This window comes from Thalassobaculum salexigens DSM 19539 (assembly GCF_000423805.1).
GTDB lineage: Bacteria > Pseudomonadota > Alphaproteobacteria > Thalassobaculales > Thalassobaculaceae > Thalassobaculum > Thalassobaculum litoreum.
In genome coordinates, this window is sequence record NZ_KE384093.1 from 586,505 (window position 1) to 608,510 (window position 22,006).

The 22,006-nt window shown below is 68.2% G+C and carries 22 protein-coding genes; 14 read left to right on the top strand and 8 right to left on the bottom strand.

What is annotated here, in order from left to right; all coding sequences use genetic code 11:
* Positions 1-32: 32 nt before the first annotated feature.
* Entirely contained in the window at positions 33-1,604 is a 1,572-nt protein-coding gene (locus G578_RS25190; protein ID WP_051244217.1) for a gamma-glutamyltransferase, read from the top strand.
* Positions 1,605-1,641: 37 nt separating this feature from the next.
* Here the strand turns inward: G578_RS25190 and G578_RS0107055 are convergent, their stop codons facing one another.
* Positions 1,642-2,223, bottom strand: a complete 582-nt coding sequence (locus G578_RS0107055; RefSeq protein ID WP_156907228.1) for a hypothetical protein — start codon at positions 2,221-2,223, stop codon at positions 1,642-1,644.
* Between the two features lie 17 nt (positions 2,224-2,240).
* Complete coding sequence (amrB, locus tag G578_RS29005) at positions 2,241-3,821, bottom strand: AmmeMemoRadiSam system protein B (RefSeq protein ID WP_156907229.1); 1,581 nt, start codon at positions 3,819-3,821, stop codon at positions 2,241-2,243.
* Between amrB and amrS the strand changes: the two genes are divergently transcribed.
* The 6 genes from amrS (at position 3,757) to G578_RS0107090 (ending at position 8,862) form a co-directional block, all read left to right on the top strand.
* Entirely contained in the window at positions 3,757-4,881 is a 1,125-nt protein-coding gene (amrS, locus tag G578_RS0107065) for an AmmeMemoRadiSam system radical SAM enzyme (protein ID WP_156907230.1), read from the top strand. The two genes, amrB and amrS, sit on opposite strands and share 65 nt — an antisense overlap.
* Before the next feature lie 133 nt (positions 4,882-5,014).
* On the top strand, positions 5,015-5,731 hold the full coding sequence (locus G578_RS0107070) for a corrinoid protein (RefSeq protein WP_028793633.1): 717 nt from the start codon (positions 5,015-5,017) through the stop codon (positions 5,729-5,731).
* Between the two features lie 32 nt (positions 5,732-5,763).
* Entirely contained in the window at positions 5,764-6,444 is a 681-nt protein-coding gene (locus G578_RS25195) for a DUF1638 domain-containing protein (protein ID WP_038013809.1), read from the top strand.
* A gap of 7 nt (positions 6,445-6,451) precedes the next feature.
* The gene (locus tag G578_RS0107080; protein ID WP_028793634.1) at positions 6,452-6,769 is read left to right on the top strand and encodes a virulence factor; all 318 of its coding nucleotides are present in this window, start codon (positions 6,452-6,454) and stop codon (positions 6,767-6,769) included.
* 63 nt (positions 6,770-6,832) lie between these two features.
* Positions 6,833-7,558, top strand: coding sequence for a ribonuclease activity regulator RraA (locus G578_RS0107085; RefSeq protein ID WP_028793635.1), 726 nt, complete (start codon positions 6,833-6,835; stop codon positions 7,556-7,558).
* The gene (locus G578_RS0107090) at positions 7,558-8,862 is read left to right on the top strand and encodes a glycerate kinase type-2 family protein (RefSeq protein WP_028793636.1); all 1,305 of its coding nucleotides are present in this window, start codon (positions 7,558-7,560) and stop codon (positions 8,860-8,862) included. The genes G578_RS0107085 and G578_RS0107090 overlap by 1 nt, the downstream gene beginning before the upstream one ends.
* Before the next feature lie 4 nt (positions 8,863-8,866).
* Here G578_RS0107090 and G578_RS0107095 read toward each other — a convergent pair whose 3' ends face one another.
* The 3 genes from G578_RS0107095 to G578_RS0107105 form a co-directional block, all read right to left on the bottom strand.
* Positions 8,867-9,457 carry a PAS domain-containing protein gene (locus tag G578_RS0107095; RefSeq protein WP_028793637.1) on the bottom strand — a complete coding sequence of 197 codons (591 nt, stop codon included), beginning with the start codon at positions 9,455-9,457 and terminating at the stop codon, positions 8,867-8,869.
* Positions 9,458-9,493: 36 nt separating this feature from the next.
* Complete coding sequence (locus G578_RS0107100; protein WP_028793638.1) at positions 9,494-10,681, bottom strand: thiolase family protein; 1,188 nt, start codon at positions 10,679-10,681, stop codon at positions 9,494-9,496.
* 108 nt (positions 10,682-10,789) lie between these two features.
* Positions 10,790-11,782: a DMT family transporter gene (locus tag G578_RS0107105; protein WP_028793639.1), complete on the bottom strand. Its 993-nt coding sequence runs from the start codon at positions 11,780-11,782 to the stop codon at positions 10,790-10,792.
* Between the two features lie 143 nt (positions 11,783-11,925).
* Between G578_RS0107105 and pyk the strand changes: the two genes are divergently transcribed.
* Positions 11,926-13,341, top strand: coding sequence for a pyruvate kinase (gene pyk / locus G578_RS0107110; protein WP_028793640.1), 1,416 nt, complete (start codon positions 11,926-11,928; stop codon positions 13,339-13,341).
* Between the two features lie 294 nt (positions 13,342-13,635).
* Here the strand turns inward: pyk and G578_RS0107115 are convergent, their stop codons facing one another.
* Positions 13,636-14,664, bottom strand: a complete 1,029-nt coding sequence (locus G578_RS0107115; RefSeq protein ID WP_028793641.1) for a class I SAM-dependent methyltransferase — start codon at positions 14,662-14,664, stop codon at positions 13,636-13,638.
* 285 nt (positions 14,665-14,949) lie between these two features.
* Between G578_RS0107115 and G578_RS0107120 the strand changes: the two genes are divergently transcribed.
* Entirely contained in the window at positions 14,950-15,693 is a 744-nt protein-coding gene (locus G578_RS0107120; protein ID WP_028793642.1) for a dienelactone hydrolase family protein, read from the top strand.
* A gap of 164 nt (positions 15,694-15,857) precedes the next feature.
* Here G578_RS0107120 and G578_RS25200 read toward each other — a convergent pair whose 3' ends face one another.
* The gene (locus G578_RS25200) at positions 15,858-16,190 is read right to left on the bottom strand and encodes a hypothetical protein (RefSeq protein WP_051244219.1); all 333 of its coding nucleotides are present in this window, start codon (positions 16,188-16,190) and stop codon (positions 15,858-15,860) included.
* Between the two features lie 158 nt (positions 16,191-16,348).
* Between G578_RS25200 and G578_RS0107130 the strand changes: the two genes are divergently transcribed.
* From G578_RS0107130 to G578_RS0107145, 4 genes are all read left to right on the top strand, one after another.
* The gene (locus G578_RS0107130; RefSeq protein WP_028793643.1) at positions 16,349-16,642 is read left to right on the top strand and encodes a DUF1330 domain-containing protein; all 294 of its coding nucleotides are present in this window, start codon (positions 16,349-16,351) and stop codon (positions 16,640-16,642) included.
* 15 nt (positions 16,643-16,657) lie between these two features.
* Entirely contained in the window at positions 16,658-17,842 is a 1,185-nt protein-coding gene (locus G578_RS0107135; RefSeq protein ID WP_028793644.1) for a pyridoxal-phosphate-dependent aminotransferase family protein, read from the top strand.
* Positions 17,843-18,221: 379 nt separating this feature from the next.
* The gene (locus tag G578_RS0107140) at positions 18,222-19,334 is read left to right on the top strand and encodes a serine hydrolase domain-containing protein (RefSeq protein WP_028793645.1); all 1,113 of its coding nucleotides are present in this window, start codon (positions 18,222-18,224) and stop codon (positions 19,332-19,334) included.
* A 4-nt stretch (positions 19,335-19,338) separates the two neighbouring features.
* Positions 19,339-19,806, top strand: coding sequence for a methyltransferase family protein (locus G578_RS0107145; RefSeq protein WP_028793646.1), 468 nt, complete (start codon positions 19,339-19,341; stop codon positions 19,804-19,806).
* 23 nt (positions 19,807-19,829) lie between these two features.
* On the opposite strand, the gene G578_RS0107150 is transcribed toward G578_RS0107145, so the two are convergent.
* Positions 19,830-21,203 (bottom strand): glutamine synthetase family protein, encoded by a 1,374-nt coding sequence (locus tag G578_RS0107150; RefSeq protein ID WP_028793647.1) that lies wholly within the window; start codon positions 21,201-21,203, stop codon positions 19,830-19,832.
* A gap of 89 nt (positions 21,204-21,292) precedes the next feature.
* On the opposite strand from G578_RS0107150, the gene G578_RS0107155 reads away from it, so the two are divergent.
* Positions 21,293-21,940 carry an RraA family protein gene (locus G578_RS0107155; RefSeq protein ID WP_028793648.1) on the top strand — a complete coding sequence of 216 codons (648 nt, stop codon included), beginning with the start codon at positions 21,293-21,295 and terminating at the stop codon, positions 21,938-21,940.
* The last annotated feature ends 66 nt before the right edge of the window (positions 21,941-22,006 follow it).

Below are 22,006 nucleotides of genomic sequence, written 5' to 3' on the forward strand. Positions count from 1 at the left end.
CGGTGGACCCCGCACACAATCAGGAGGGCGGCATGCCCGCGATCTCGCTTCCCGAAACCTCACCCATCGAGACCTGGACCCAATCCAAGCCGCCCGTGCGCGGGACCAAGGGCGTGGTGGCGTCCCAGAACGTTCAGGCCTCCGAGGTCGGCGCCGCGGTGCTCGCGGCGGGCGGCAACGCGGCCGACGCGGCCGTCGCGACCGCGCTGGCGCTGACCGTGGCCGAGCCGTGGATGAGCGGCCTGGGCGGCGGCGGCTACGCGATCGTCTACGACGCCAAGTCGGGCACCACCCGCTGCATCGATTTCGGCATGCAGGCGGGCGGCAAGCTCGACCCGGCCGACTACCCCCTGGTGAGCGACGCCGAGGGCACGCCGGACATGTTCGGCTGGCCGGCCGTCTTGGAGGACCGCAACCTGCAGGGCTACCACTCCATCGCCCTGCCGGGCTCCTGCGCCGGCTACGCCACGCTGCTGTCGGAATTCGGCTCCTGGTCCTGGGCCGACGCGATCTCGCCGGCGGTGGCCATGGCCGAGCGCGGCCATCGGCTGACCTGGTGGACGACGCTGAACGTGGCCTCGGAGATCGCCTGGCTGCGGCAATACGAGACCTCGGCCTCGGTCTGGCTGCCGGACGGCGAGGCGCCGGTGATCTCGGATCACACCAACCGCGGCATGCCCATGGGCAACTTCGCCGACACGCTGAAGCGGCTGCGCGATGCCGGGCCGCAGGATTTCTACACCGGCGAGATCGCCAAGGCGCTGGTGGCCGACCTGCAGGCCGGCGGCTCGCGCATCACGGCCGAGGACCTCGCCGGTTACGAGGCCAAGGTGCTGGAGCCGATCAAGCGCACCCGGGGCGGCACCGAGTACAACCTGGCGCCGGGCTACACCGCCGGCCCGACCTTCGCCGGCGCCCTGTCACGTCTGCCCGAGTTCAGCGGCCCGATCGACGCCGCCGCCTACAAGGCCCATGCCGAGGCGCTGATCGAGTCCTACAAGGTGCGCCTGTCGACCATGGGTCACGCCGGCGATGTGGGCGACCGGAGCTGCACCACCCATCTCTCGGTGCTCGACGCCGAGGGCAACATGGTGGTGATGACCACCACCCTGCTGTCGCGCTTCGGCTCCCGCGTGGTGCTGCCGAAGACCGGCGTGCTGATGAATAACGGCATCAACTGGTTCGACCCGCGCCCGGACCGCGCCAACTCCCTGGCACCCGGCCAGAAGGCGCTGTCCAACATGTGCCCGATGCTCGCCACCCGCGACGGCAAGGCCGCCTTCGGCCTGGGCGCCTCGGGCGGGCGCAAGATCATGCCGGCGATCTTCCAGCTCACCTCGTTCATCAACGATTTCGGCATGGATCTGGAAGCCGCCTTCCTGCAGCCGCGCATCGACATCAGCCTGATGGAGAAGATCATCGCGGATGACCGCCTCGCGGCGGACGTGATCGCCGCCCTGGAGGGTGTCGTTCCGGTGGAACAGGCCAGCACCAGCGCCTTCCCCGGCTCCTGGGCGATCCCCTGCGGTGTGATGGTCACGCCGCAAGGGCCGATGGCAGCGGCCCATGTCTTCGGCCCGCTGAACGCGGCGGTGCCGGCGTAACGCGACACGCCGGCGGTGCTGGACGGGGGCCCAGGCCTCAGTCCAGCGCCTCCACATAGGTCAGCACCATCAGGTGGTCGGCCCGCTCTCCGACATAGGACAGGGGCAGTGCCACCGTGTCCCATCGTGCCGTTCCGGGCGCAGACCCGGGTGCGGTTCCGGGCGTGGCGGGCGAGGTTCCGCCAAGGGCGACCCGGCCGCTTACCTCCACCGGCGCGCGGAACTGGAGCGCCCGGTCGTAGAGCCTGACACGGGGGGCCGCCTGCGCGCTCGACAGGGCGTCTTGGAGATACAGGCCGGTGAAATTGCCGCCCTCGACCGTCGAGGCGGCGGGACCGACCATGCGGTATCTGTAGCTGTGACCGCCGAACAGGGTGGGTTCGGTGTCCAGCACGATCAGGTTGTCCGCCCAGGGACGCAGCTCGAGGCCATCGAATCGGCCGAAGCTGGGCAGGCCGCGCCGCGTCGGGCGATGGGCTTTCCAGAGGTCGATCAGCGCACGGATATTCCTGGCCGCGAAGTCGACCTCCGGGTTCCATCGCAGGCCGGGCGCCGGCGCGAGGCCGTAGGGCGCGGGCATTTCGATGGCGTGGCTCGATGCCTTCGGCGTTGCGGACACGCGACGTCTGCCTTCGGTCAGGCGGCGATTTCTCGGAAGGAGCCGCCGAAGCTCTCGGTGGTATAGCGCTGGATGGTCAGACTGTCCGACCAGTGTGCCATATCCAGCCCGGCCTTGTTCTTCAGCCGGCGCACGAAATCCTCGGCCTTCGGGATGACGGACCAGACGCTCGGCAGGAACAGGCCGCGATGGTCGCGCCCGTTCACCCGGTCGCTCAGGATCAGCCCGTCGATATCCGGCCGGGTCTGGCGCGCCAGGTCGGCCTCGTCGCTGAAGCTCATGGGGCGCGGCGTCGACAGTACCGAGACGGAGACCTCCATCCGCTCCGCCTCCTCGGCCGTCAGCCGGGCGAAGCGCGGATCGGCGAAGGCGGCCTTGAACGCGTTGTCGGCCACATCGACGATCAGCGGGCGATGGGCGATGACCGAGCCGATGCAGCCGCGCAACTGGCCGTCCAGCATCAGGGTGACGAAGGCGGCGCGCTGGGCCGACAGGGCGGGCGACAGGCCGGCGCCGATCCCCACGCCCGGCGCGCGTCCGTGCTTCAGCCCGAAGGTCACGCCGAAACGGGCGGCCTCCACGAGCTGGCGGCGGTCCGCCTCGCCGATCCGGGCGGACTCGGCGTATTCCAGACCGAAGGCGCCGTAGCCCACCACCCGATCCTTGCCGCTGGCGGTGTCGCCGGAATTGCGTACGTCCAGCGCCGTCGCCCGCAGATCGCGCCGGCGCGCCTGATCCAGCACCCCGGCAAGCGCCCGGTGGCCGCAGGCGCCCTGGCCGTCGATCCGGTCGGGCCGCAGCAGCTCGATATTCGCCGCCGTCGCCGCGTCCAGCTTTCTGGCGGTGGCGTAGTCGTGGAAATGGGACAGGTCGGAGGAGACGACGATCAGCGTCTCCGGCCCGCCCCACAGCGCCTCCACCACCTGGGAGACCAGGGCGGCCGAGGCGTCGCCGACCAGCAGCGGCACGATGGCGGCGCGCTCGAACACCCGCTGGATGAACGGGGCGTGGACCTCCAGGCTGTGCTCCCGGGCGAAGGCGGCGTCCTGTACCGTCACGCCGGGCAGGTGCAGGACGGCGCGCAGGGCCTCCCAGTCCACCGGCACGGTGCCGAGCGGCGTGGCCCAGGCATCGGCGCTGGTGGTGGCGATCCCCTGGAACGCGACCCGATGGGCCGGGCCGAGCAGGACGATGCGGGTGATCTCCTCGCCCCGGCCGCGGAGCCCGGCATAGGCCGTGCCGGCGATCTCGCCGGAGAACCGGTAGCCGGCATGGGGGGCGACCAGCACCTTCGGCTTCACCCCGCCATCGGGCCGGGCGGCGGCCAGGCAGCGCTCCACCGTGTCGGCCAGCGCGTTGTGCCCGTCGGGATAGAACATGCCCGCGACTTCGGGGGCGCGGATTACCGCCGTATTCGCCAATTCTCTCATGGTTAATTCGTAGCACAGCAGGCCACGCGTCTCCAGATCGGCGGATGATGCGGTACCATCGGACTGGTAGGATGGGCCCCTGAGCTTGGGAGACTTCGCCGTCGTGACCCACACCACCCCGACCCTGTCCGAAACCCGCCCGCCGGCGCTGTCCGGCAAGGGGCCCATCGTCCCCACCACGCATTGGCGGAGGCTCGACGACGGCCGGGTTCAGTGCGAGATGTGCCCGCGCTTCTGCAAGCTGAAGGAAGGCGCGCGCGGGTTGTGTTTCGTGCGGGCGCGGCAGGGCGACGCCATCGTGCTGACCACCTACGGCCGGTCCAGCGGGTTCTGCGTCGATCCGATCGAGAAGAAGCCGCTCAACCACTTCCTGCCGGGCACGCCGGTACTGTCCTTCGGCACGGCGGGCTGCAACCTCGCCTGCAACTTCTGTCAGAACCACGACATCTCCAAGAGCCGGGAGATGGACGCCATGCAGGCAGAGGCGCAGCCGGAAGCGCTGGCCGCCACCGCCGAACGGCTGGGCTGCCGCTCGGTCGCCTTCACCTACAACGACCCGGTGATCTTTCACGAATACGCCGACGACGTGGCCCAGGCCTGCCACGCGCGCGGCATCAGGAACGTCGCCGTCACGGCGGGCTACGTCACCGAGCGGGCGCGCGAGGATTTCTTCCGGCACATGGATGCCGCCAATGTGGACCTGAAGGCCTTCACCGAGCGGTTCTACCGCGACGTCACCAAGAGCGAGCTCGCCGTCGTCCTGGACACGCTGGAGTACCTGGTCAACGAGACGGACGTCTGGGTCGAGATCACCAATCTCCTCATCCCCGGCGAGAACGACAGCGAGGCGGAACTGGAGGCGATGACCCAGTGGGTGGTCGACCGGCTCGGCCCGGACGTGCCGATGCATTTCTCCGCCTTCCATCCCGACTACCGCATGCTGGACAAGCAGCGCACCCCGTTCGAGACCCTGGCCCTGGCCCGGCGAATCGCCCGCAAGAACGGGGTACGCCACGCCTATACCGGCAACGTCCACGACGTGAGCCGGCAGTCGAGCTACTGCCACACCTGCGGCGAGCGGGTCATCGAGCGCGACTGGTACGAACTCGGCGCCTGGAAACTGGACGCGGCCGGGGGCTGCACGTCCTGCGGCACCAGACTGCCCGGCGTGTTCGACGGCCCGCCGGGGGTGTGGGGACGCAAGCGGCTGCCGGTTTCGATCGGCTGACCCCGCCGCCTGTCGCCGATCCGACACGACCGGTCGCGGGGATGGCAGCGCCACCCGGCCATTCCATGTCTCTTGCTAGTCTCGAAGCCGACGGGATCGGCCTGCGCAGTGCGAATGTTGGAGGCAGTTGGCCATGGCCGAAGATGATGGCGAGGATATCGTTCTCTCCGAGCTCGACGACGACGACCTCGTCCAGCAGATGCACGACGATCTCTATGACGGCCTGAAGGACGAGATCGAAGAGGGCGTCAACATCCTGCTCGGGCGTGGCTGGACCCCGTACGAGGTGCTGACCAAGGCGCTGGTGGAGGGGATGCGGATTGTCGGCATCGACTTCCGCGACGGCATCCTGTTCGTGCCGGAAGTGCTGATGGCCGCCAATGCCATGAAGGCGGGCATGTTCATCCTGCGGCCGCTGCTGATCGAGACCGGCGCGCCGCGCGTCGGCAAGATGGTGATCGGCACGGTCAAGGGCGACATCCACGACATCGGTAAGAATCTGGTCTCCATGATGATGGAGGGTGCCGGCTTCGAGGTGATCGATATCGGCATCAACAACCCGGTGGAGAACTACCTCGCGGCCATCGAGGAGCACCAGCCGGACATCCTCGGGATGTCGGCCCTGCTGACGACGACCATGCCCTACATGAAGGTCGTCATCGACACCCTGAAGGAGAAGGGCCTGCGCGACGACTACATCGTGCTGGTCGGCGGCGCGCCGCTGAACGAGGCCTTCGCCGAGAATGTCGGCGCCGACGCCTATTGCCGCGACGCGGCCGTTGCGGTCGAGACCGCCAAGCAGCTCATCGCCGAGCGCCGGCGCTCGAACTCCGAGGCCGCCGGACAGTAGCGGCGGACGACAGCCATGGGAGTGACACCGCCATGGACGACCCGTCGATCGACGGCGTGACGCCGGAACAGGCCGCCCCCCTCTGGCCGGAGGAGCAGCGGCCGCCCCGCCCGCAGGCGCTGTTCATCGCCTGCGGGGCGCTGGCCCGCGAGCTGGTCGATCTGAAGCGGATGACCGGCTGGGCCGAGCTGACCATCACCTGCCTGCCAGCCCACTGGCACAACACGCCGCAGAAGATCGCCCCGGCGGTGCTGCGCAAGATCCGCGCGGCCGGCACGAAATACGACCGGGTCTATGTGCTGTACGGCGATTGCGGCACCGGTGGCGAGCTCGACCGGATGCTGGCGGCCGAAGGGGTGGAGCGGATTCCCGGCCCGCACTGCTATCAGATGTTCGCCGGCACCGCCGCCTTCACCGAGATGGCCGACCGCGATCCGGGGCAGTTCTACCTGACCGACTATCTGGTCCGGCATTTCGACCGGCTGATCATCAAGGGACTGGGTCTGGACCGATATCCGCAGCTTCTGCCCGACTATTTCGGCCACTACACCACCCTGGTCTATCTCGCCCAGACCGCCGATAGCCGGCTGCGCGACAAGGCGGTCAAGGCGGCCGAACGGCTCGGGCTGGCTTTCGAGTACCGTCACGTGGGCTATGGCGAAATCGGCGATTTCGTTGCCGCGGCCGCCGGCCCGGCCCAGGCCGCGGAATAGCTCCGCCATGGCACACCTGGTCATCGTCTCCTGGCGCGATATCCCGGCCCAGGTCATCGTCGAGAAAGGCCGCGGCCGGCGGCGCGAGAGTGCCAAGGTCGAGCTGCCCCAGCGCTTCATCGCCGCCATCGACGCCGCCGCCATGCGCGGCGGTGCCGAGGACTCCGACGCCTATCTGGAGGAATGGACCCGCTCCGAGCCGGTCGGGGTGCCCGACGAGGACCTGGAAGGCACGGCCAACGCCAAGGCGGCGGAGCTGGACGGCGCATATCCGGCGGAGCGGCTGCGCGACCTGATCGGCAATGGGGGCAAAGAGCCCGGCTGACCGATTGCGGCGGCCGGGCGGGCGCGGCAGACTGTGCGCCCCTTCCTCAGTGCGGATCCCCCGATGTCCTCCATCCCCGCCCCGTCGCAAGATACGCTCGACAAGCTGCGTGCCGTGGGCACGGCCACCGTCTCCATGCAGCTTCTCAAGCGCGGCCTGCGCCATGTCTCCATCAACGGCGTGAAGCCGCTGCGACCGGATCAGGGCTGCGTGGTCGGCCCGGCCTACACCCTGCGCTTCCTGCCGCTGCGCGAGGACCTGTCCGATCCGGCGGTGCTCGGTGCGCCGGGTTACGGCCCGCGGGTGGCGATCGAGGCCTGTCCCGAGGGCGCGATCCTGGTGGTCGAGGCGCGCGGCATCGCCACCACCGGCACCATCGGCGACATCCTGACCGCCCGCCTCGCCAAGCGCGGCGTCGCCGGGATGGTGGTCGACGGCGCGGTGCGCGACGGCGCCGGCGTGTCGGCGACCGGCTTCGACGTGTGGTGCCTGGGTGCGGCCCCGCCGGCCAGCATCACCCAGCTCTCCGGCGGCGACGTGGAGATCCCGGTGGCCTGCGGCGATGTCACCGTGTTTCCGGGCGACGTGATCGTCTGCGACGGCGACGGGGCGGTGGTGATCCCGGCCAAGCTCGCCGCCGAGGTGGCCGATGATTCCGTCGAGCAGGACCGGTTCGAGGGCTGGGTGCAGGCGCGGGTGGAAGAGGGGCGGCCGACCATCGGTCTCTATCCGCCGAACGCGGAGACCAAGGCCGAGTACGAGGCCTGGAAGGCAGCCGGCGGCCTGTGATGAGTCTCGATCCGAACGACCTGCTGCGCCGGATGATGGACGCGGCGATCGCCGCCGCCGATCCGGCCCAGTGCCTGCCGCCGCACCTGCTGCCCCTGGCCCGCGCCGACCATAAGGGTCGCACGGTGGTGATCGGCGCCGGCAAGGCCGCCGCTTCCATGGCGTCGGCGGTGGAGAGCCTGTTCGCCGCCGAGGCGCCGGACTGCGCGCTGGAGGGTCTGGTGGTGACCCGCTACGGCCATGGCTGTGCGACCACGCGGATCGAGGTGGTGGAGGCGTCCCATCCGGTGCCCGACGCCGCCGGCCGCGACGCCGCCCGGCGCATTCTGGACCTGGTGTCCGGCCTGGGTTCCGAGGACCGGGTGATCGCGCTGATCTCCGGCGGTGGCTCGGCCCTGCTGACCCTGCCGATGGACGGGGTGAGCCTGGAGGACAAGCAGGCGGTGAACCGCGACCTGCTGAAAAGCGGGGCGACGATCCATGAGATGAACGCGGTGCGCAAGCACCTGTCGGCGATCAAGGGTGGGCGTCTCGCGGCCGCCGCGGCCCCGGCGGCGCTGCACGCCTTCCTCATCTCCGACGTGCCGGGCGACGACCCGGACGTGATCGCCTCGGGCCCGACCGTGGCCGATACCAGCACCCTGGCCGATGCCAAGGCGGTGCTGAGGAAATACGCGATCACCCCGCCGGAGAGCGTGGCCAAGGCGCTGGACGATGCGGCGAACGAAACGCCGAAGCCGGGCGACGCGGTGCTGGGCAAGGCGGAGACGGTGATGGCCGCCCGGCCGCAGGCGTCGCTGGAGGCGGCGGCGGAAATCGCGCGCGCCGCCGGCGTGACCCCGGTGATCCTGGGCGATGCCATCGAGGGCGAGTCCCGCGACGTGGCCACCGTCATGGCCGGTATCGCCGCCCAGGTCGCGCGTCACGGCCAGCCGGCGGCGGCCCCCTGCGTGCTGCTGTCCGGCGGTGAGACCACGGTGACGGTGCGCGGCGACGGGCGGGGCGGGCGCAATGCCGAGTTCCTCTGCGCCTTCGCGGTGACGCTGAAACGCCGGATGCCGGAGCTGGCCGACCGGATCGCGGCCCTGGCCTGCGACACGGACGGGATCGACGGCACCGAGGACAATGCCGGTGCGCTGTTCGTGCCGGGGGATCTGGAGCGGGCCGAGACGGCCGGCATCGACCTGGTCGGGCATCTGGAGAACAACGACGGCTACAGTGCCTTCGCCGCCCTCGACCGGCTGATCGTGACCGGGCCGACCCTGACCAACGTGAACGATTTCCGCGCGGTGCTGATCCTGTAGAGACCTACAGCACCCAGCGCCGGGCCTGGGGCAGGCGTTTGGTCTCGATGCCGGAGATCAGGTCGAACTCGATCAGCGAGATGACCTGCCCGCCGCCCTGCGCCGTGCGGAAGGGAACGGCGATCTGGCGCACCGACTTGCAGATGCTGCTGCGTCCGACATAGGGCAGGGCACAGCCGATCATGCAGCCCTGGCGCAGGGTTTCCATGTAGAGGGTGTGGATGCGGTTGCCGGGGCCGTGACCGTCGATCTCCGAGGTCTTCAGGCCGGTATAGGAGCGCCGGGTGAAGATATCGACGCCGGTGCCGAGCAGCCGGTAGCGGAACTCATCGCCGCCCAGGTGCTCAAGCACGATCAGGTAGGCCAGCAGTGCCGGGATTCTCGTCGGGTCGAAATCCGACCGGTCTGGCACACCGCCCGCAGCGTCGGCCAGGGACAGCCAATAGCGCCCGAACTGGCCGATATCGTCGTCGCCGAGATCCTCCGCAGAAATCGGGCCGGGCCACAAGGCGGGAACGCGCGACAGATCGGCGTCCTGAGGGTGCGGCGTTTCCGCGATTGCGGCCTCCTGAAATGGAAGGATCGGCTCGGGCATCGGGCGCCCGAGCCGATGGCGTCCTAGCCGGTGGCGTCAGAGCCGCTCAAGCAGAACGGCCATGCCCTGACCGGCACCCATACACATGGACAGGATAGCATAGCGCTGGCCGGTGTCCTCCAGATGCTGCATCGCCACCAGCGCCATCCGCACGCCGGTCGCTCCCGGCGGGTGGCCGATGGAGATGCCGCCGCCATAGAGGTTGGTGATGTCGCGCGGCACGCCCAGCTCCTTCTCGGCATGCAGGTTCACCACCGCGAAGGCCTCGTTGATCTCGTAGTAGTCGATGTCGGAGGCTTTCAGCCCGCGCTTCTCCCACAGGGCGCGGATCGCCGGCACCGGGCCGCAGCCCATGATGCGCGGCGGCACGCCGACGATCGCCCAGTCTACCAGACGGACCCGGGGCCGAACGCCTTCGGCCTCCAGCGCCGCGCGGTCGCCGACCACCACCCAGGCGGCCCCGTCGGTCACGCCCGAGGAGTTGCCCGGCGTCACCTGTCCACCCTTGCGGAACACCGGCTTCAGGGCGCCGAGCTTCTCCACCGTGACCGAGGGGCGCGGAAACTCGTCCATCTCCATCAGCCGCGTGCCCTTGCGGCCCTCCGGCACCTCGATCGGGGCGATCTGCCGGGCCAGGAAGCCGCTCTCCATCGCGGCACCCGCGCGCTGCTGGGACATCACGCCCCAGGCGTCCATGTCCTCGCGCCGGTACTGGAAATCTTCCGTCAGGTTCTCCGCCGTCGCCCCCATGAGGCCATGGCCGAAGGGGTCTGAATAGGCCCACTCGACCGTATCCTCCAGGGACTGCTGGCCGCGCGTCACGCCCCAGCGCATGCCGGTCTGGGCGTAGGCGCCGCGCGAGAAGTTCTCGCCGCCGCCGGCGATGGCGATCGAGGAATGGCCCGACATGATCTGCTGGGCCGCGGTCAGGATCGCCTGGGTGCCGGATCCGCAGGCCCGGTTCACGCCGAGCGCGCAGCTGCTGTCGGGCATGCCGATGTTCAGCGCCGCGACCCGCCCGACATAGTAGCCGTCGGGATCGACCGGCAGCACGTTGCCCCAGACCGCGTGATCGATCCTCTCCGGGTTCAGGCCGGCCTCCTCGACGCAGGCCTTGGCCGCGTGGGTTGCCAGGGTCGACAGGGGAATGTCCTTCAGCGATTTGCCGAAGTCGCCGAACGGCGTGCGCTTGCCGCCGGCGATGACGATCTCTTGAGCGGGCATCTGGTCCTCCGTGATCCATATGTCGCGCACAGTGGCGCGGCGGCGGTCGGAGGACAAGCCGGGGAAACCGCCGCGACCTGGCCTGCCGGAACGCCAGGTCGCGGCCGGTCAGCGCTCCGTTGCGTCGTCCGGTTTCCGCAGGCCGAGCGCGGTGCGGATGTCGTCGTAGAACATCTCGCCCAGCACGAAGCCCGTGATCGCCAGGATGGCCAGGAGCTGCGGCACGGTGATGGTGTCGCCGAGGATGAAATAGGCCAGGAAGGCGGCGATCACCGGCTTCAGGAAGAACAGGTAATTGCCGCGTGCCGGGTCGGGCACGTTGCCGAGGCCCCACAGCCACAGGATGAAGCCAATGCAGGTGTTCCACACACCGAGCGTGATCAGCGCCGCCGCCTGGTCGCCCGGCCGGTCGAACAGGGTGGTCGGGTCGACCCAGATCCCCCACAGGAAACCGGCGACGAACCACATGGCGACCGCGCCCAGGGCGAAGGTGTAGGTGGTCATGCGGATGGCGCCGTACTGCTTGATCAGCGGGCGGACCAGCACGAGGTAGAAGGCGCCGACGATGGCGCAGCCGACGGCCAGCAGAATGCCGGGCAGCGAGCTCTCGCCGCCGTCCAGCCGGTCGAGCACGCCGTCGGTCAGCAGGAACAGGCAGCCGAGGAAGGCGCCGATGCCGCTGACCAGCTTCGGCGCGGTGATCGTCGTCCCGTCGACGATCCGCAGGACGAAGACCACGAAGATCGGCATGGTGGTCACCATGGTCGCCACCTGCACCACGCTGGCGTAGTCCAGCGCCCAGTGGAACAGGAACTGGGCGAAGGCCATGCCGAAGACCGACAGGCCGACCACGGCGAGGAAGTTCTCGCGCAGCGGTGTGATCAGGTCGCGGGTCTGCGCCCGGCTCAGCGAGACCAGCACCAGCGCCGCCCCGCCCAGCATGAAGCGCCAGACCGTGACTTCGGCGCCCTGGAGCTGGGTCAGCTTGACCACGAACTCGCTCGAGGCGTGGCCGCACACCCCGGCAAAGGCCGCGAGATAGGCGAGCAGGGCCAGGGGGCGCGCCGGGCCTGTCCCCGCCGCGCCGTTGTTCGAACTCATGATCGTCCTCCGGCTTATTCGTTGCCTAGCAGACTATTGGATGGGCAACGGTCTGGAAAGACCCGCGTTGATCGTCCTTTGGACCGATCGGTGCGTCCTCGTTATGCTTACGTTTGTCATCAATCCATGCGATGTCTTTGCCCATGAGACGCTTCCGAAGCACCAAGATCGTCGCAACGCTGGGACCCGCCAGTTCTGACGCCGATATGATCCGCCATCTGTTCGAGGCAGGGGTGGATGTCTTCCGCTTTAACTTCTCCCACGGCAGTCACGAGGACCACCAGAAGCGCTGTGACATCGTCCGCGCCCTGGAGGCCGAGTCCGGCCGGCCGATCGCCATCATGGCCGATCTGCAGGGACCGAAACTGCGCATCGGCACCTTTCCCGACGGCCCGATCGAGCTGAAGACCGGCGATAAATTCCGCCTGGAGCTGAAGGACGGTCCGGGCACGCAGAAGCGGGTGACCCTGCCCCATCCGGAAATCTTTGCCGCCCTGGAGGCGGGCACCGACCTGCTGCTGGACGACGGCAAGGTGCGCCTGCGGGTGGTGAAATGCGACGACAAGTCGGCCGACACCGAGGTGATCACGGGCGGTCCGCTGTCCGACCGCAAGGGCGTGAACGTGCCCGGCGTCGTCGTGCCGCTCTCGGCGCTCACGCCGAAAGATCAGGACGACATGCGCTTCGCCCTGGACATGGGGGCGGACTGGATCGCCCTGTCCTTCGTGCAGCGGCCGGAGGACGTGGCGGAGGCGCGCAAGCTGATCGCCGGCCGGGCCGCGGTGCTGGTCAAGCTGGAGAAGCCGGCCGCCATCGAACAGCTCGACCAGATCGTCGAAATCTCCGATGCGGTGATGGTCGCGCGCGGCGATCTGGGCGTGGAGCTGCCGCCGGAGCAGGTGCCGCCGATCCAGAAGCGGATCGTCCGGCTGTGCCGGTCGCTCGGCAAGCCGGTGATCGTCGCCACCCAGATGCTGGACAGCATGGTCTACGCGCCGTCCCCGACCCGGGCCGAGGCCTCGGACGTGGCGACGGCCGTCTACGACAACGCGGATGCGGTGATGCTCTCGGCCGAGACGGCGGCGGGCAAATATCCGATCGAGGCCGTGACGATGATGAACCAGATCATCCGCACGGTGGAGAGCGACGACTTCTATCTCGCCGCCGCCCATGCCAATCAGCCGGTGCCCGACCGCACCGTGTCCGACGCCATGACCCTGGCGGCGCGCGAGGTGGCTGAAGCGATCGACGCGGGCTGCATCGTCACCTACACGACGTCGGGCTCGACCACGATCCGCGCCTCGCGCGAGCGGCCGACGGTGCCGATCCTGTGCATCACTTCCTCGATGAAGACCGCCCGGCGCCTAGCCATGGCCTGGGGTGTCCACGCGGTCGCCATCGCCCAGGAGGAGCGGTTCTCCGCCATCGTCCAGCGCGCCACAGAGGTGGCCAAGAGCGAGGGCTTCGCGGGGACCGGCGACAAGGTCGTGATCACCGCCGGCGTGCCCATGGGCAAGCCGGGGTCGACCAACGTGCTGCGGGTGGAACGGATACCTTAAGCCTTAGGTAGATCCTCAAATGTCATCCCGGCGAGCTCCGGGCCTGACCCGGAGGTCGGCCGGAACCCAGACTGCGCGGATGCCGGGTCCCGGGCGGCACCCGGATCTAGAGCCAAATCCGACCATATCAAATCATTTCATGATTCGATATGGTCGGTGAATTTGTCTCTAAAACAATGAGATAGAGCAGATTCACGCACGCCGACGCGATCACGAAGTGATCCCGTCACCGCACGATCTGCTCTAGTCCGGGCGCCACCGGGATGACGGGAAGAGGTGACGGGTTGGGTCGCCTCAGCCCGGCTTGCGGGCGGTCATCACCCGGGTCATGCCGGGAATGAGGTCGTCGTCGATCTCGATCTCGAACCCGGCCTTCTTCAGGTGCTTCTCCACGAAGCCCGGGGTCATGCCGACACCGTCCGGCGTGTAGACCATGTGCTGGAGCTGCCACAGCGCCGCCAGGGCCGGGCCCTTGCGGTCGTCGGTCACCATGAAGTCGTGGATCGCGATCAGCCCGCCCGGCTTCAGCACCCGGAACGCATCGGAGCACAGCTTGTCGATCGCCTCCTCCGGCACGCCGGAGAACAGATAGCTCATCAGCACGATGTCCTGGTCGTTCGGCCAGTTCGCGTTGGTGCCGTCGCCGGCGACGAAGTCGATCCGGTCCGACATCTCCTCCTCGGCGACGAAGGTCTTGCCGACCTCGATCACGTTGGGGAAGTCGAGCACCGTGGCGTGCAGTTTCGGGAAGCGCTTGCAGAACATGATGGAGAACGCGCCGGAGCCGCCGCCGACATCAAGCATCGAGCCGACATCCTCGGAGACCGCGCCTTCCTTGAGCAGGCGCTTGGCCAGCACCGCGCCCGGGCCGAGCGAGCCGGAATGCTGCGAGCGGCTGAACAGCTCGGCATGGTGCCGGTCGGCCATCCAGGACGCGTAGTCCGGATACTCGATGTCGTCGGTGTCGCCGAGCAGAACCTTGTCCAGGTTCTCCATGAACGGATACATCTGGCGATCGATCTGGAAGCGCAGGTAATCGCCGAAATAGTTGGTGTTGTCGCGCACCAGATAGGCGTCGCTGGCCGGCGCGTTGGCGATCTTGCCGTCGTTGCGGGTGAGCAGGCCGACCGAGACCAGGGCCGTCACCAGCGTCTGCATGCGCTGCGCGGGCACCTTCGTCGCCGCCGCCAGATCCGTGATCGATTTCGGGCCGTCGGACAGTGCCCCGAACACGTCCACATGCAGGGCCGCGAACAGAGCCTTCGACGCCATGAACCCGAAGGCGAGCTCGGAAATGTCCTCGGCGGATTCGATCGGTTTCACGGGAGTATTCCTCCTGGGTCGTTGATGGGACTTTCGGATTTGCGCGTGTTGCAGCGCAGCAGAACCTTAACCGATGCGCGTCCCGGACCAAACCCCGAATGTAGTGAAACCGACATTTCGGCGGATTCACGTCGCTGGGAGAACAGTGTAAACCCCTTTGCGCGTTGGGATTTTGTCGATCCGCTGCTCGGTTCGGCTTGAGAAACGGCGGACGGGTCTCATTTGACTCTTCAGGCGAAACACCGACCTCGTTCCCACCGACCGCGTTACAGGGAGACCCAACCCATGCGACTTCTGGCCACTGCGGCGTTCGCCGCCCTGCTGCCGTTCTCCGCCCTCGCCGGCGAGTCTGTCGACTACACCGTGAACGACGAGAGCTTCACCGGTTATCGGGCCGAGGCCGCCGGCGAGTCGAAGGGGCTGGTGCTGATCATCCACGACTGGGACGGTCTGACCGCCTATGAGGAGAAGCGGGCGGAGATGCTGGCCGAACTGGGCTACGACGCCTTCGCCGTCGATCTCTACGGCAAGGGCAACCGGCCGGTGGAGACCGGGGCCAAGAAGGAAGAGACCGGCAAGCTCTACACCGACCGCGAGCGCATGCGCTCGCTGATCCTGGGCGGCCTCGCCGAGGCGCGCAAGGACCGCGACGGCAAGACGGTGGTGATGGGCTACTGCTTCGGCGGGGCGGCGGTGCTGGAGCTGGCGCGCTCGGGCAAGGGCGCGAACGTCGTCGGGTACGCGACCTTCCACGGCGGGCTCGCCACGCCGGACGGGCAGAGCTATCCGGCCGACACGTCGCCGATCCTGGTCGCCCATGGCGGCGCCGACACCGCGATCCCGATGAGCCAGGTCGCGGCCCTGTCGGAGGAACTGGAGAAGGCCGGCGTGATGTACGAGATCCAGGTCTATTCCGGCGCGCCGCACGCCTTCACGGTGTTCGACAGCGACCGCTACCGCGAAGTGGCGGACACCCAGTCCTGGGACGCCTTCCAGGATTTCCTGGCGGCGAACCTGCCGGCGGAGTAACGCCGCTGTCCTTTCCTCAGTCCTAGACGTCATCCCGGCGGGGACCGGACGTGATCCGGGACCCGGCCGGGACCCAGTCGCGCCGTCGGGGCTCGGTCCCGGGCAGCCCCCGGGTCGAGCCCGGGGCGCTCCCGGGATGACGTTCAGGGGCAGAGAAGCGGGTGCTACCCCTGCTTCGCCTTGATCCCCTCCCACACGGGACGGAAGTCGTAGGTCGGGTAGAACTCGGTGTCGAAGCCGCCCCACGCACTCTGTTCGATTGCCAGGTTGACCTCGCGCAGCCGGTGGCCGGGGACCTTGAGGGTTACCACTTGGCCGATGCCCATCATCACGTACCAGGACACCACCTCGATCCCCTCGGGCGGGAACTTCTTCCAGAATCCGGCGGCGTCGAGCCTGGCGTTGATCTCGGCTAGGTTCTTGTCCTTCTGGTGCTTCAGCATGACCGTGAGCAGGATCTCGCCCTCGCCGGCCGGCGCGCCAACCTCGGATGTCATCGCTCCCTCCACACCTGCTGTCGTCGGATTTCCCTTCCGCGACGATAGCATGCGCGGCTGGGCTACGGACAAATCCAGCTCATGGGTCTATGAGATTGTCTTGCGCGCGCGGCGTCCGCGAATGCGCCAACATGAAACTCAGCGAGGAGGAACAGGACATGGCTTTCGGATACGTGATCGTTCAGGTCGACGTGAAGGACCAGGAAACCTTCGAGGCCTATCGCGCCCAGGTGCCGGCCACCATCGCGCAGTATGGCGGCGAGTATCTGGTTCGCGGCGGCAAATTCGAGAAGCTTGAAGGGGCGGAGCCCCTCGGCCGCATGGTCGCCCTGAAGTTCCCGAGCTACGAGCAGGCGAAGGCCTGGTACCACAGCGAGGAATACAAAGGCCCCAAGGAGCTGCGCCAGTCCTGCAGCGTGGCCAACGCGATCCTCGTGGAAGGCGTTGATTAACAGTGGAGTAGACGCATGTCCCGACAGCCCGGCCGCCAGTTCCTGAACATCCCCGGTCCGACCAACATTCCGGACCGGGTGCTTCAGGCGATGCACCGTCCCGCCCTGGATTTCATGACCCCGGAATTCTGGGACGTGCAGGTCGAGTGCAAGGAGAACCTCGCCAAGGTCCTGAAGACCGAGGGCGAGATCATGGTCTATGCCGCCTCGGGCCACGGCTCGTGGGAGGCGGCGATGACCAATACCTGCTCGCCGGGCGATACGATCCTGATGTGCGAGACAGGGCGGTTCTCCGAGTCCTGGGGCGAGATGGCCGAGGCCATGGGCCTCAAGATGGTCACGCTGGCCAACGACTGGGACCGGGCGTTCGAGGCGGACCGGGTCGCCGAGGCCCTCGCCGAGGACAAGGACCACGCGATCAAGGCGGTTTGTGTCGTCCATAACGAGACCTCCACCGGCATCACCCACGACGTGGAAGGCATCGGCAAGGTCATCAAGGCGTCGGGGCATCCGGCGCTGTTCATGGTCGACACCATCTCCTCGCTCGCCTCCATGGATTTCCGCATGGACGAGTGGGGGGTGGATGTCGCCGTGGCCGGCTCCCAGAAGGGGCTGATGCTGCCGGTCGGCCTCGGCATCTCCGGGGTCAGCGCCAAGGCGATGGCGGCGAGCGAGACCGCCACCCTGCCGCGCAAGTATTTCGACTGGGACGGCATCAAGGCACTGGAGAACGGCCGCCTGCGTTTCGCCGGCACCGCGCCCAGCCACCTGTTCTTCGCCATGCGCGAGGGGCTGAAGATGCTGCTGGAGGAGGGGCTGGACCATGTCTTCGCCCGCCACGCCCGGCTGGCCGAGGCCACCCGGCGGGCGGTCAAGGCCTGGGGCCGTGGCAACGGGCCGAGCCTGTTCGGCCGCGACGAGGCGGCGCTGTCGAACTCTGTGACGGCGATACGGATGCCCGACGGGTTCGATGCCGATGCGTTCCGCGGCAAGGTGCTGGCGGAGAGCAACGTGGCGCTGGGCGGCGGGCTGTCGCGGCTGTCGGGCAAGGTCATCCGCATCGGCCATTTGGGCGATCTGAACGAGCCGATGATCCTGGGCTGCCTCGCCACTGTGGAGATGCAGCTCAAGCGCCAGGGCATCCCCCATGGTGAGGGCGGCGTCGACGCGGCGGTGAAATATCTGGCGGAGACGCGGTAGGGGCGGAGCTTCTCTCCTCCCCACCACATTTCCACTCCCCGGATCTATTCTGGGACCCAGGCCAGGGCGTGCGCCCATGCCGGCGGCTTATCTCACGCGGCAGGGTCGAGCCGGTACGTAGGCCCCGGAACAAGTCCGGGGAGTGAGTGAGGGGGGGCGAGCGCCTCCTGCTCCGTCTTCCCGGGCTTGCCCGGGATCGAGACGTCCGCGTGCTGGAGCACCGGAGCGTTGTCGATGGTGCCTCAGCACGCGTCGCTCTGGACCCAGGGTCGAGCCCGGGCAGACGGCGACGGAGCGGTGGGGGCGGGGCAAGATTCCATGGCTTGGCGCGGCGGCAAAGATCGCTAGCATCGCGGCCGAACCCATTGGGAGAGATCGCATGACCGACTACGTGCCGGGTGCCGGCGAGGACTGGGCCCGGATCGAGGCCGCCGAGGCGGGGGCCGATGCGGCCGCGCTGCAGGAGGCCGTGACCTTCGCCATCGACCACGAGTCGAAGATGAACCGCGACATCGCCAAGGCGCTGGAGGGCGGTCACTTCTCCGAGCCGCCGCCGCTGGGCGACATCATCGGTCCGACCGCGCCGCGCGGCCCGGCCGCCGGTCTGGTGCTCAAGGGCGGCCGGATTCTGGCCGAATGGGGTCCGACCGACCGGGCCGACATCACCTTCTCCTGCACCAAGTCGTATCTCTCGATCATGGCCGGACTGGCGGTCGACGACGGCCTGATCGCCGACGTGAACGAGCCGGTCGGCGCGCTGGTCGACGATGGCGGCTTCGACGCCGACCAGAACAAGACCTGCACCTGGAAGCACTTCCTGCAGAACACCTCGGAATGGGAGGGCACCCTGTTCTCCAAGCCCGATCTGGTGGACCGCAACCGCGATCTCTCCCTGCCGCCGGGCACCCCGTCGAAAAAGGGAACCCACCGCGACCTGGCCGCTCCCGGCGAATTCTGGGAGTACAACGACGTGCGGGTGAACCGGCTGTCGCTGTCGCTCATGCGGGTTCACAAGAAACCGCTGCCGAAGGTCCTGAAGACCCGCATTCTGGATCCGATCGGCGGGTCCGACACCTGGAGCTGGAACGGCTACATCAACTCCTGGGTCGAGGTCGACGGCCAGCCCATGCAGTCGGTCTCCGGCGGCGCCCATTGGGGCGGCGGCCTGTTCATCTCCGCCCGCGACCACGCCCGGGTCGGACTGCTGATGCTGCGCCGGGGCATGTGGGGCGGCGTACCTCTGCTCTCCCCGGACTGGATCGACGCCTGCACAACGCCCTGCGACCTGAACCCGAGCTACGGCTATCTGTGGTGGCTCAACGGCGACGGTCGTCACGTCCCCAGCGCCCCGCGCAGCAGCTACTTCGCCATGGGCGTGGGCTCCAACGTGATCTGGATCGACCCGGAGCACGACCTGGTCGTGGTCCTGCGCTGGATCGACAAGGCCTCGCTCGACGGCTTCGCCAAGCGGCTGATGAAGGCGTTGGGGTAACGCGATGGCGGCGCGGGGCGATCATCCTGGAGTCATCGCGCCGCCGCCGGTTCTGTATGGCGGTGCCCTGGCCGTGGGAGCGGCCCTCGACTGGCTGGTCCCGCTGCCTGTGCTGGAGCCTGGCGCCGGCTCGGTGCCGGGCATCGCCCTGATCGTCGCCGGGTTGCTCCTGGCCCTGTGGTGCGCGGGGTTGTTCTGGCGCGCCGGAACAGCGGTGCAGCCGCATCATCCGAGCACGGCGATCGTGACCTCCGGCCCGTATCGGTTCTCCCGCAACCCGATCTATGTGGCGCTGACGGCGGTATCGGCCGGTATCGGCCTTTGGGTTAACAGCGCCTGGATGCTCGGTCTGCTGCTCCCAACCCTGGTGATCATGCAGATTGCCGTGATCGGCCGGGAGGAGGCCTATCTGGAAGCCAAATTCGGCGACGCATACCGGGCCTATAAGGCCCGGGTGCGGCGGTGGCTCTAAGGCCCCTACCGTCGCCCCGGCTCTCAGATGATCTCGAAATACCGCGCCAGTTCCCAGTCGGTGACGTGCCGGCGGTATTCGCGTTCCTCCCACATCCGACTGGCGGAGAAGTGGTCGACGAAGCCGTCGCCGAACAGCTCGCGCGCTGCCATCGAGCGCTTCAGCCGAGCCGCCGCCTCGCCGAGCGAGCCGGGCAGGGCGGCCTTGGCCGGGAACTTCTTGGCATAGGCGTTGCCGGTCACGCCCTCTCCCGGCTCGATCCTGTTCTCGATGCCCCACAGGCCCGACCCGATCGCCGCCGCCATCGCCAGGTACGGGTTCGCGTCGGCCGCCGCCACCCGGTACTCCACCCGCTGCGACTTCGGTGAGCCCTCGATCACCCGCAGGGAGGTGGTGCGGTTGTCGGCCGCCCAGTTGGCATGGGTCGGCGCCCAGAAGCCGGGGATCAGCCGGGTGTAGGAGTTGATCGTCGACGCCGTCATCGACAGCAGCTCCGGCATCAGCGCCTGCTGGCCGCCGACGAACCAGCGCATGGTGTCGGACATGCTGTGGGCGCCGTTGGGGTCGTGGAAGACCGGGGCGCCGTCCTTGGTCGTCAACGAGGTGTGGATATGGCCGGACTGGCCGGGATAGTCCATCGACCATTTGGCCATGAAGCTGGCCATGATGTCGTGGCGCTGGAAGAACACCTTGGTGAAGGTCTTGAACAGGGCGGCCCGGTCGGCGGCGACCAGGGCGTCGTCCACCTTGATCGCGGCCTCCATCACCCCCGGCCCGGTCTCGGTGTGCAGCCCCTCCACGGGCATGTCCATCAGTTCGCACATCTCCAGGAACATCAGGTGCAGGTCGGCGTGCACCGACGAGCGGATGCCGGAATAGCCGAAGAAGCCGGGGGTGAGCGGCTTCAGGTTCCGGTAGCCCTTCTCGCGCACCGAATGGGGCGTCTCGTCGAACAGGAAGAACTCGTACTCGGCCGCCGCCTTGACAGCGAAGCCCATGGCGTCGGCCCGGTCCAGCACCCGACGCAGGGTGCCGCGCGGACAGACCGCCTCCCACTTGCCGGCGAACTCGCCCAGGACCATGACCATGTCCGGCTCGAACGCCACGTCGCGGGCGGTATCCGGCAGCAGGCGGACCTCGGCGTCGGGATAGCCGGTATGCCAGCCGGTCACGTCCACCGCTGGATCCTCGTAGAGCTGGTCGTTGCTGTCCCAGCCGAGCACCACGTCGCAGAATCCGAACCCGCCCTTCAGCGCGCTGGCGAACTTGTCCCGCGCCATCCATTTCGCGCGGAAGATGCCGTCGATGTCGAATACGCCCACCTTGACGTGGGTCAGCGCCCGCTCGTCCACCAGCGCCAGCACGTCCTCTGCGGTTTTGACGTCGCTCGACTCCATGCGCCACACTCCTGTTCGCGTTGTTCGACGCGGCTACTCTAAAGACAACCAATGGCGGACTTAAAGCCGCCTGTGCGAGGGAGAGGAAGATGGCGGATCTCGCCGATCGGCTGCTCGGTTGTTACGCGAGCGCGGTGCACGACGTCCTGCGGGTCATGGGCCACGGTAACCAGGTGCTGCCGCCGACCATCCGGCCGCTCGATCCGACCAAGCGGGTGGCGGGCGAGATCTACACCATCTCCGGCCATATCGATCAGACCCTGAGCCGGCACGAGACGCTGCTGCGCTGGTCTCGGGTGCTCTCCAAGGTGCCGGGCGGCAAGGTGCTGGTCTGCCAACCGAACACCAAGGCGGTGGCGCTGATGGGCGAGCTGTCGGCCCAGGCGCTGACGGTGAAGGACACCCGCGGCTATGTGGTCGACGGCCATTGCCGGGACACCGACTTCATCCTCGACATGGGTTTCCCGGTGTTCTGCGAGCTCAACACCCCGGCCGATATCGTTGAGCGCTGGACCTACGACGCGCTAGGCGAGCCGGTCACCATCGGCACGGTGACCGTGCGCTCCGGCGACTGGCTGATCGGCGACCGGGACGGGGTGGTGATCATCCCGGGCGAGATCGCCGAGGAGGTGGTCGCCGAGACCGAGAAGGTGGTCTCCACCGAGGGCGACATGCGCAAGGCCATCCTCGACGGCATGGATCCGGAGGAGGCCTACCTGAAGTTCGGCAAGTTCTGATCGGGCCCCACGGTCTCTGGAGCGGCGGCGGGGTGTCGGGTACACTTCGCGGCAGGGTGACGGGGC

Excerpts from the sequence above, each read along its gene's own strand:
- G578_RS0107095 (WP_028793637.1), bottom strand. The coding sequence starts at position 9,457 with ATGCCCGAGCCGATCCTTCCATTTCAGGAGGCCGCAATCGCGGAAACG.
- G578_RS0107085 (WP_028793635.1), top strand. The coding sequence starts at position 6,833 with ATGTCCTCCATCCCCGCCCCGTCGCAAGATACGCTCGACAAGCTGCGT.
- G578_RS0107130 (WP_028793643.1), top strand. The coding sequence starts at position 16,349 with ATGGCTTTCGGATACGTGATCGTTCAGGTCGACGTGAAGGACCAGGAA.
- G578_RS0107155 (WP_028793648.1), top strand. The coding sequence starts at position 21,293 with ATGGCGGATCTCGCCGATCGGCTGCTCGGTTGTTACGCGAGCGCGGTG.
- G578_RS0107080 (WP_028793634.1), top strand. The coding sequence starts at position 6,452 with ATGGCACACCTGGTCATCGTCTCCTGGCGCGATATCCCGGCCCAGGTC.
- G578_RS0107120 (WP_028793642.1), top strand. The coding sequence starts at position 14,950 with ATGCGACTTCTGGCCACTGCGGCGTTCGCCGCCCTGCTGCCGTTCTCC.
- G578_RS0107150 (WP_028793647.1), bottom strand. The coding sequence starts at position 21,203 with ATGGAGTCGAGCGACGTCAAAACCGCAGAGGACGTGCTGGCGCTGGTG.
- G578_RS0107100 (WP_028793638.1), bottom strand. The coding sequence starts at position 10,681 with ATGCCCGCTCAAGAGATCGTCATCGCCGGCGGCAAGCGCACGCCGTTC.
- G578_RS0107145 (WP_028793646.1), top strand. The coding sequence starts at position 19,339 with ATGGCGGCGCGGGGCGATCATCCTGGAGTCATCGCGCCGCCGCCGGTT.
- G578_RS0107090 (WP_028793636.1), top strand. The coding sequence starts at position 7,558 with ATGAGTCTCGATCCGAACGACCTGCTGCGCCGGATGATGGACGCGGCG.
- G578_RS0107105 (WP_028793639.1), bottom strand. The coding sequence starts at position 11,782 with ATGAGTTCGAACAACGGCGCGGCGGGGACAGGCCCGGCGCGCCCCCTG.
- G578_RS25190 (WP_051244217.1), top strand. The coding sequence starts at position 33 with ATGCCCGCGATCTCGCTTCCCGAAACCTCACCCATCGAGACCTGGACC.
- G578_RS0107140 (WP_028793645.1), top strand. The coding sequence starts at position 18,222 with ATGACCGACTACGTGCCGGGTGCCGGCGAGGACTGGGCCCGGATCGAG.
- amrB (WP_156907229.1), bottom strand. The coding sequence starts at position 3,821 with ATGGGCCCCTTGCCGGACAGCGCCGGCGGGCGGGTTTCGGACAGGGTC.
- G578_RS25195 (WP_038013809.1), top strand. The coding sequence starts at position 5,764 with ATGGACGACCCGTCGATCGACGGCGTGACGCCGGAACAGGCCGCCCCC.
- G578_RS0107135 (WP_028793644.1), top strand. The coding sequence starts at position 16,658 with ATGTCCCGACAGCCCGGCCGCCAGTTCCTGAACATCCCCGGTCCGACC.
- pyk (WP_028793640.1), top strand. The coding sequence starts at position 11,926 with ATGAGACGCTTCCGAAGCACCAAGATCGTCGCAACGCTGGGACCCGCC.
- G578_RS0107070 (WP_028793633.1), top strand. The coding sequence starts at position 5,015 with ATGGCCGAAGATGATGGCGAGGATATCGTTCTCTCCGAGCTCGACGAC.
- G578_RS25200 (WP_051244219.1), bottom strand. The coding sequence starts at position 16,190 with ATGACATCCGAGGTTGGCGCGCCGGCCGGCGAGGGCGAGATCCTGCTC.